The 7794-nt window shown below is 62.2% G+C and carries 11 protein-coding genes; 1 reads left to right on the top strand and 10 read right to left on the bottom strand.

Annotated features, from left to right (window positions below):
- Positions 1-76 precede the first annotated feature (76 nt).
- From EN925_RS14465 to EN925_RS14445, 5 genes are read right to left on the bottom strand one after another with little or no spacing between them, the layout of a single operon-like run.
- Complete coding sequence (locus EN925_RS14465) at positions 77-1039, bottom strand: quinoprotein relay system zinc metallohydrolase 2 (RefSeq protein ID WP_127368064.1); 963 nt, start codon at positions 1037-1039, stop codon at positions 77-79.
- 34 nt (positions 1040-1073) lie between these two features.
- Complete coding sequence (locus EN925_RS14460; protein ID WP_064995363.1) at positions 1074-1814, bottom strand: ATP-binding cassette domain-containing protein; 741 nt, start codon at positions 1812-1814, stop codon at positions 1074-1076.
- The gene (locus tag EN925_RS14455) at positions 1783-2607 is read right to left on the bottom strand and encodes an ABC transporter permease (protein ID WP_027162619.1); all 825 of its coding nucleotides are present in this window, start codon (positions 2605-2607) and stop codon (positions 1783-1785) included. Before EN925_RS14455 ends, EN925_RS14460 begins: the two co-directional genes overlap by 32 nt.
- Positions 2604-3590 (bottom strand): ABC transporter substrate-binding protein, encoded by a 987-nt coding sequence (locus EN925_RS14450; RefSeq protein WP_127384921.1) that lies wholly within the window; start codon positions 3588-3590, stop codon positions 2604-2606. Before EN925_RS14450 ends, EN925_RS14455 begins: the two co-directional genes overlap by 4 nt.
- A gap of 33 nt (positions 3591-3623) precedes the next feature.
- Positions 3624-3833 (bottom strand): hypothetical protein, encoded by a 210-nt coding sequence (locus tag EN925_RS14445; protein WP_013532063.1) that lies wholly within the window; start codon positions 3831-3833, stop codon positions 3624-3626.
- Between the two features lie 363 nt (positions 3834-4196).
- On the opposite strand from EN925_RS14445, the gene EN925_RS14440 reads away from it, so the two are divergent.
- Positions 4197-4577 (top strand): cytochrome c family protein, encoded by a 381-nt coding sequence (locus EN925_RS14440; protein ID WP_024504374.1) that lies wholly within the window; start codon positions 4197-4199, stop codon positions 4575-4577.
- A gap of 42 nt (positions 4578-4619) precedes the next feature.
- On the opposite strand, the gene gph is transcribed toward EN925_RS14440, so the two are convergent.
- From gph to EN925_RS14415, 5 genes are all read right to left on the bottom strand, one after another.
- A complete protein-coding gene (gph, locus tag EN925_RS14435) occupies positions 4620-5321 on the bottom strand; it encodes a phosphoglycolate phosphatase (RefSeq protein WP_127384920.1) in 702 nt (233 codons plus the stop codon).
- On the bottom strand, positions 5318-5875 hold the full coding sequence (locus EN925_RS14430) for a thioredoxin family protein (RefSeq protein WP_127370566.1): 558 nt from the start codon (positions 5873-5875) through the stop codon (positions 5318-5320). The genes gph and EN925_RS14430 overlap by 4 nt, the downstream gene beginning before the upstream one ends.
- Positions 5876-5896: 21 nt before the next feature.
- Positions 5897-6583 carry a ribulose-phosphate 3-epimerase gene (rpe, locus tag EN925_RS14425; protein WP_013532059.1) on the bottom strand — a complete coding sequence of 229 codons (687 nt, stop codon included), beginning with the start codon at positions 6581-6583 and terminating at the stop codon, positions 5897-5899.
- Between the two features lie 58 nt (positions 6584-6641).
- The gene (cbbX, locus tag EN925_RS14420) at positions 6642-7580 is read right to left on the bottom strand and encodes a CbbX protein (protein WP_013532058.1); all 939 of its coding nucleotides are present in this window, start codon (positions 7578-7580) and stop codon (positions 6642-6644) included.
- A gap of 7 nt (positions 7581-7587) precedes the next feature.
- Positions 7588-7794, bottom strand: a 207-nt coding sequence (locus EN925_RS14415; RefSeq protein ID WP_206632827.1) for a ribulose bisphosphate carboxylase small subunit, incomplete at its 5' end; no start/stop codon positions are given.

Raw genomic sequence — 7794 nt, 5'->3', positions numbered from 1 at the left:
GCGTTGAGGATAAGCCTTTGGCGACGCCTTGGCAAATCGCCGTGCTTTGCGGCCGCCTAGCGCATGTCGGCGTCGTCTATTCCCATTCGAGTTCGGCAAATGCGGCCGTTGCGTTGCGCTCGTTGTAATCGTCGAACAGGTGCCAATTGTCCCGTTCGCTTCCGCCTGCGGTTTTGACTGCTTCGCGCAGCGGCGTTCCGTCGGCGATCGCCTTGCGGATATCGCGCGCCAGAACCTCGAAATAGCGTCGCTCCCCCGCCAGTGCCTGTGGCCAGTCGGCCGTTACAGGACCATGACCTGGAACGACGCGCGCGGCGTCGATCGCGGTGAGTGCATCCATCTGGCGGAGCCATCCAAGCAGTGATCCGTCGAGCGTCGGCAAGGAGCCCATGAACACCAGATCGCCGGCAAAGAGCGTTCTGGTCGTGGTATCGAATACGGTCAGGTCGTTGTCGGTGTGCGCCGCCTTCCATGCCCGCAGTTCGATCGTGCGCCCGCCGAGGTCGAGTTGCAGGTGATCGTCGACCAGCCTGGTCGGCGACACGATCTCGACCCCCTCCATCAGCGCCTCGCCAAGCTGTTCGCGATAGTTGTGCAGATAGAACGCGCCACGCGCGTCGAGGGCGCGCGGCAGATTGCGGTGACCGACGATGGTCGCGCCGATCTCCCGGAATGCCGCATTGCCGAAGATGTGGTCGGGGTGCATGTGGGTGTTGACCAGGAAGCGAACCGGCTTTGCGGTTACCTTTCCGATCGCGGCGAGAAAGGCGTGCGCCTCGATCAGGCTGCCACCGCTGTCGATGACGGCAACCGCATCGGTACCGATGACGGCGCCCAGATTGCAGATCGCACCGTCGTTGGCGGCGGTCATCAATTCATCCGTGCCCTGGAAGGCGAAGACGCCGTCGGCGATCTGCCTGAGCGAGAATCCCAGGTTGCCAGCCGCGGCTCGTCCGAGGCAGCACGGCATCAAGGCGGCGCTGGCGGCGGTACAGGCGAAGCCACGCACAAGCCTGCGTCTTAGCCGATCGATCGACATGAAGGCCTCCGATATGCATTTCACCTGCAGGCGATCAGGTGACGTCCGGAAATCTATGATGGAACGACCGCAGAAGGTCGCTCATCACCTGCGAATTGCGATGTTGCCGTGGCAACCGTACGTCGAACACGCCGAGCACATGGGTTGGCCGCGGCGCGAGCACGATGATGCGGTCCGAGAGCATCAGTGCCTCGCGTAGATTGTGCGTCACCATCAAGGCGGTCGTGGGCCGTTCCGACCACACGGTCAAAAGCAGATGCCGAAGCCGCTCGGCGGTCTGTTCGTCGAGCGAGACAAAGGGTTCGTCCAGGAAAAGCACCGCCGGCTCCGTGGCGAAAGCCCTGGCAAGTGCTGCCCTGCGCGCAAGGCCGAGCGACAGTTCGGCAGGATAGAGCGAGCGCATGGCCGCGAGGCCGAGCGTGTCGAACAGCCCGTCGAGATTTTTCGCCCTCAAGCTTTTCGGCAACGCCAGCCTGACATTCTGCTCCACCGTTCGCCACGGCAGCAGGGTCGGTTCCTGGAATACGGCGGCGATGCGGTTCGAACCTCCTTGCGGCAACTGGAAGGAGCCGGAAAAGTCTTTGTCCAAGCCAAGCAGGATACGCAGCGTCGTGGTCTTGCCGCAGCCCGACGGTCCAAGCAAGCAGGCGAATTCGCCTTGCCGGACCTCGAAGGAAAGGTCCTGAAGCGCCGTGATCGAGACGCCTCGCGCGGACCTGAAGGTCTTTTCGGCGATGTCGACCTTAAGCGGGACGACGGCGCCAACGGGTTGCATGTCGTTCAACGGGCTGCACCAGGAGAAGTTCAATGACAAGCATCACCGCCACGAAAGCCAGCGTGTAGGCAAGAATGGCGGCGACATCGAAAAGCTGGAAATAGAGATGGATCTGGAAGCCGACACCGTTCGAGCGGCCGAGCAGTTCGACGACCAGGACGATCTTCCAGATGAGGGCGATGCCGGATCGCGACGCGGCGGCAAGATAGGGCTGCAATTGCGGCAGCAGGATATGGCGGATGCGATCAAGGCGGCCGAAGCGATAGACGGTGGCCATTTCGGCGTAGCTTGGATCAAGCGTCCTGGCGCCTTCACGCATCGTCACCACGACATTCGGGATCTTGTTCACTGCCACCGCGCCGATCGCCGCCGCCTCGTTGAGGCCGAACCAGATGTAGCCGAGGACGATGACCACCAGCGCCGGGATGTTGAGGAACAGGATCACCCACGGGTTGAAAAAACGGTCGACGCGACGATAGCTGCCGAGCAAAACGCCGATGACGGATCCGATGATCATTGCGACGATATATGCTGCGGCGACCCGGCCGAGGGTCACGCCGAGATGGTAAAAGAGGTCGCCGCTCGCAGCCTCCCTGAGAAGCACCTGCCAGACCTGCCCAGGTCCTGGAAAGGCACGGCTTGGCCAGACGCCTGCCGCAAGGTTCCACAGCAGGCAAAGCCCGAGCAGGGAAACCGCTACGGTCAGCGCGGGCGCCAGTGCCGTCGCCAGGCTGCGTCGGCCGGACATGCTCGGCGGGGCATCACGCGTGCCGTCGGTTTCCGATGCGGTCATTTCCAGGGTTCCTGCCAGAATGTGCCGGGCGCCATCTCCGGCGCGCTGCCGACCAGCTTCGCGCCGCCGATCGCCGCCAGCACATGGTATAGCCTGCCGGCGTCAGCCGCTTCCTCGGCGACCGACCGTCTGGGAATGCCCTGACGATAGCGATCGCGCAGTTTTTCCAGTTCCTTGCCTTCCGCGCGAATGATCGGCGCCAGGCGCAGCCATTCGTCATCGGATCTGGCCAGCAAGTCCTTGGCTTGCGCGGACGCCCTTACGAACCCCCTGACGGCATCGGGGTTCTCGTTCGCCCATTGGTCATGGAAGACGTAACCGAGCGCCGACACGGGTCCCAGAGCCCCAAGCGTCTTTGCCGCGTCATTCACGCCGATCAATCGACGGAAGCCATTGGCCTCGAGACGGGCGCAAAAATGCCAGAAATTCAGCACTGCATCGAGTTCGCCCTGTATCGCCTTTTCCGAAATCAGCGGCGGCGCGCCAAAGACGATGTCGCTGGTTGCCGACAGGTCGACGCCGAGATCGCGTCTGGTCAGCGCTTGTATCAGCAGCCAGCTCTTGTCGAGCGGGCCGCCGGCGACGCCGATCTTCTTGTCCTTGAGATCGGCGACCGTCCGGATCGGTGAACCCTCCTTCACCATGATCGCGCCCACGGCGGTGGAATAGGGGAACAATGTGAGGTCGCCGCCTTCGGAGCGCTGGCGCGAGACCCACAGCCAGTCGGAGACGATCATGTCGATCGCGCCAGCCTGCATCGCGACGCTGGTTGCATCCTCGCCGGCGAAGTCGATGATCTCCAGATCGATCCCGTTCGCGGCATCGAACTTGTGCTGCCGTAGCGTATCGAGTTCCCAACTCACGGTTCCAAACTTCAGCACACCGAGGCGAATCCTGGCTGCCGCAACGGCTGGCCTGGTAGCAAGAACAGCGGCTGTCCCGAGAACCGCCAGACGCAACGTCATGCGCCGTGAAACCATCATGACACCTCCTCCCCAGGGTTCCGCGCTGCCAAATCAGATGGCTCGTTCCTTGCTCGGAAATGCGCATTTCCAGCGCATGACCTTGAGGGTCGGGTGTTCTTGAGACCATTTCGCGATTTCGCTGGGGGCAAGGAACATGCATTGGAACAGGGTGCCGCGGCTCTCGAAATAGAGATGTTCGTCTCGGCAATTGCTCGGATTGGCGCTGAGGCAAACCGTCAATATGAGATCGACCATGTCCATTCAGCACCTCTTGCGCGTTCCCAAACGCCCATCTCGGCGAGTCCAGCCCAACCAGGAGCCAGGACAAAACCGCCACTTGCCGGATTTCTCAAGGTGCCAATGGAGAAACCGGAATGAGGTCAAGCTACGCGCTCGCCCGATAGTCGTCAACAAAGACGAATGGGCAGAATCCTTGAGCACCCAGGCCTCTAAACCTTTGTACGATTGACTTTCACAACATGCCGATTAGCTTCCAGGTGACGCGGCGCGGCTCCACGGGAGAAGCGGAATTTCCACGCCACCGCGTAAGGCGCATGCCGACGGATCAAAGGATCGGCATGCGCAAATCGTCCAGGGCACCCAGACGATCAATGAGGAAATACCATGCGCGCAATCGCATTTTTCGCAGTCATGTCCGTTGTGCCCTTCATCGCGAGCCAATCCCAGGCACAGGATGCGGCGGCGGGTGAGAAGGTCTTCGCCAAATGCAAGGTCTGCCATGTCGCCGACCAGGACAAGAACAAGGTCGGCCCGTCGTTGAACGGCGTCATCGGCCGAACAGCCGGCACGCACCCGGGGTTCAGCTATTCTCAGGCGATGGTCGCGGCAGGCAAGTCCGGCGTCAAATGGGATGAACCCACGCTGAAGACTTACCTTCACGATCCCAAGGCCATGGTCAAAGGAACAAAGATGGCGTTTGTCGGCCTCAAACAGGACGAAGACATCGCCAATGTCATCGCCTATCTGAAGCAATTCTCGAAATAGCGCGCCGCCGGCCGTTCGAACTTGCGTTCGGCCGGCGTTCGCCTACGCATCGGCTTGCAGCCCCTGCATTGCCGAAGGCAGATCGAAAAGGCTGTCGCAAACAAGATCGGCGCCAAGCTCTTCCACCGGAATGTGGCTGTAGCCGCCACGCAGCAGAATGACGGGCATGCCGGCGGCGCGTGCGGCGCCCAGGTCAGCGCCACTGTCTCCGACCAGCAGCGCGTCACCCGGGTCGACGCCTAGCTGTGCCAACGCCAGCAGCAGGGCATCGGGCGCCGGTTTCAGGTATGTCACCGCGTCTCCGCCGACGATCGCACCGAAATATTCCGTCAATCCGAAATGAAGCAGGATTTCGCGGGTCGCCAACTGCGGTTTGTTGGTTGCCACCCCCATGCCTACTCCGCCCAAATGAAAGTGGGTGAGGGCCTCCCTGACGCCAGGCATCAGCCTTGTCAGGCCGGTCAGGTGCCGGCGGTAGATAGGCGCCATGACGCGGTTTGCCTCATCGAGAGCGTTGCCGAGCAGTGGCGCTCCCGATGCCGCGAAGGCTCGCTCGATCAGTTTCCTGACACCGCCGCCGATCATGGCCTTGACCCGGTCCAGGCGCAGCGGCGGCAGATCGCGGCTGGCCAGCAATTCGTTGACGGCGGCCGCTATGTCCGGTGCCGAGTCGACCAGCGTGCCGTCGAGGTCGAACAGGATCGCCTTCGGCGATCGAAGCGGCCTACCTGCGCCGACGTTCATGCGTCATCCTTCCACTTGATCGAGCAGCCGATCGAGGCGACCTGGTCCAGCGGCCCGTCGCCGGTTCGGGCAACCTGCTTCATCGCCTTGAACAGATCGCGTCTCAGCCCGGGCGCTCCGGCTTCTCGTCGCGAGGCGTCCAGCCGACCGCGATATTGCAATCCCAACTCGCTGTTGAACCCGAAGAAATCGGGAGTACACACCGCCACGTAATCGCGCGCTACAGTTTGGCGCTGGTCGTGCAGGTAAGGGAAGCTGAAGCCGTTCGTCGTGGCGAAGAGCTTCATTTGCTCGAAGGAATCCTCCGGGTAGGTGTCGGCATCGTTCGAGTTGATTGCGACAAAGCCGATACCTTCGGCCTTGAGGTCGTTGGCATCGCGCACGATACGTGAAATCACCGCCTTCACATAAGGGCAGTGATTGCAGATGAAGGCCACGACCAGGCCATTCGGGCCGGCCTGGCTGAGGATCGAATGCGACCTGCCGTCGACGCCGGGCAAAACGGCATCGATCGCGCGCCAGCCGAAATCGCAGACAGGGGGAACGGCCGCCATGCTTGCCTCCGATGAAATGGTTTACGCGGCTTTCCGGATCGCACCGTCGGCCGCCTGTCGGATGGTTCCAATGTTGGCGCGGTAGGCCGCCTCGGCGCCTCCCTTGAACACGGCCGACCCGGCGACCAGCACATTGGCGCCGGCCGCGGCGACCAGCGGGGCGGTTTCGGCCGTGACGCCGCCATCGATTTCGATGTCAATCGGGCGGTGGCCAACCAATGCCTTGATTCGCCTGATCTTCTCGATGACCGCGGAAATGAAGGCCTGGCCGCCGAAGCCTGGATTGACCGTCATCAGAAGCACCAGATCGAGCCTGTCGAGCACATACTCGATGACGCTCTCCGGCGTCGAAGGATTCAGCGATACGCCGGCCTTCTTGCCGAGATTTTTGATCGCCTGCAGGGAACGATCGAGATGCGGCCCGGCCTCTGCATGCACCGTGATGATGTCGCAACCGGCGTCGGCGAAGGCGGCCAGATAGGGGTCGGCCGGCGCGATCATCAGATGGCAGTCGAAGATTTTGTCCGTTCGGTCGCGGATCGCCTTGATCACCGGCGGACCGAAGGTGATGTTGGGCACGAAGTGGCCGTCCATCACGTCGAGATGGATCCAGTCGGCACCCGCCCGCACGACAGCTTCGACCTCGTCGCCGAGCCGCGAGAAATCCGCGGAAAGCACGGAGGGTGCGATGATTGTCCCGGTGACCATGGTCGTCGTCTCCAATTCTGTCTGCGGTGTTGGTCGCTGCGCCGGCCGCTTCGTCCTGTCAGCGCATCTTCGTCTCCGGTTCGCCTTCCAGTTTCCCTTCCGCGAACACGCGGCTGCCGCGAATGTCGGATTCCTCGATGGTGATAAGATCGGCCTTGGTCAACACCCGGCTGCGCGATGCGAAAAGCCGGTTAGCCTGCCGCAGCCGCGCCCGGTCAAGCCCATTGCGAACCGAACGCGCGTTGGAGAAATGCGGCAGCCTCATGCGGATCGGAAGATACTCTTCGAGCGCCTGGGACGCCGCCTCGCTGAGGCGATAATTCTGCTCCGCGAGCATAATCTCGGCGATCGATTTCAGTTCGCTGACGCCATAGTCGGGGAAGTCGAGGTGGTGGGCGATGCGCGAACGCATGCCGGGATTGCTGTCGAAGAAGCGGTCCATCTTGTTCTTGTAGCCGGCAAGGATCACAACCAGATCGTCACGGTTGTTCTCCATGCACTGCAGCAGGATTTCGATCGATTCCTGGCCGTAGTCGCGTTCGTTCTCTGGCTTGTAGAGATAGTAGGCCTCGTCGATGAAAAGCACGCCGCCCATGGCACGCTTGATCACCTCGCGGGTCTTGGGCGCGGTGTGGCCCACATACTGGCCGACGAGATCGTCGCGAGTCACGGCGACCATGTGGCCTTCGCGGACATAACCCAGACGATGCAGGATTTCGGCCATCCTCAGCGCCACCGTGGTCTTTCCGGTGCCAGGATTTCCCGTGAAATTCATGTGCAGCGTCGGCGCGCCCGATGTCAGTCCGAACCTGCGGCGAAGCCGGTCGACCAGGAGGAGGGCGGCGATCTCGCGGATGCGGGTCTTGACCGGCTTCAGGCCAACGAGTTCTCGGTCGAGCTTGTCCATCACCTCGTCGATGTTGGACGCCTCGAACTCGGCCTGCAGATCGACCGTCGCGTCCTGTGCGGCAGCGTCCTTTGTCATCGCGTTCAGCATGGTTCGGCTAGCTCCGCTCGCCCTCGGGCCTGTCGGTCGCATAAGGCACGATCGAATAACCCTGGCTGCGGCCGTCACGCTCCTGGCGCAGCAGCCGGAACCCGGGTTCGCTGGGCGGCCGGTTGACAATGAACGACATGCGCGGCGCTTCCCAGCCCTTGGTCGAATCGAAGGCGGTCACCCGCACATACATGTTCGGACAGGCTTTCCGGCA

This window comes from Mesorhizobium sp. M7A.F.Ca.US.006.04.2.1, assembly GCF_004022915.1.
In the GTDB taxonomy this organism is placed as follows: Bacteria; Pseudomonadota; Alphaproteobacteria; order Rhizobiales; family Rhizobiaceae; genus Mesorhizobium; species Mesorhizobium ciceri.
The sequence above is the reverse complement of the archived record's forward strand: the minus strand, read 5'-3'. Positions and strand labels throughout refer to the sequence as shown.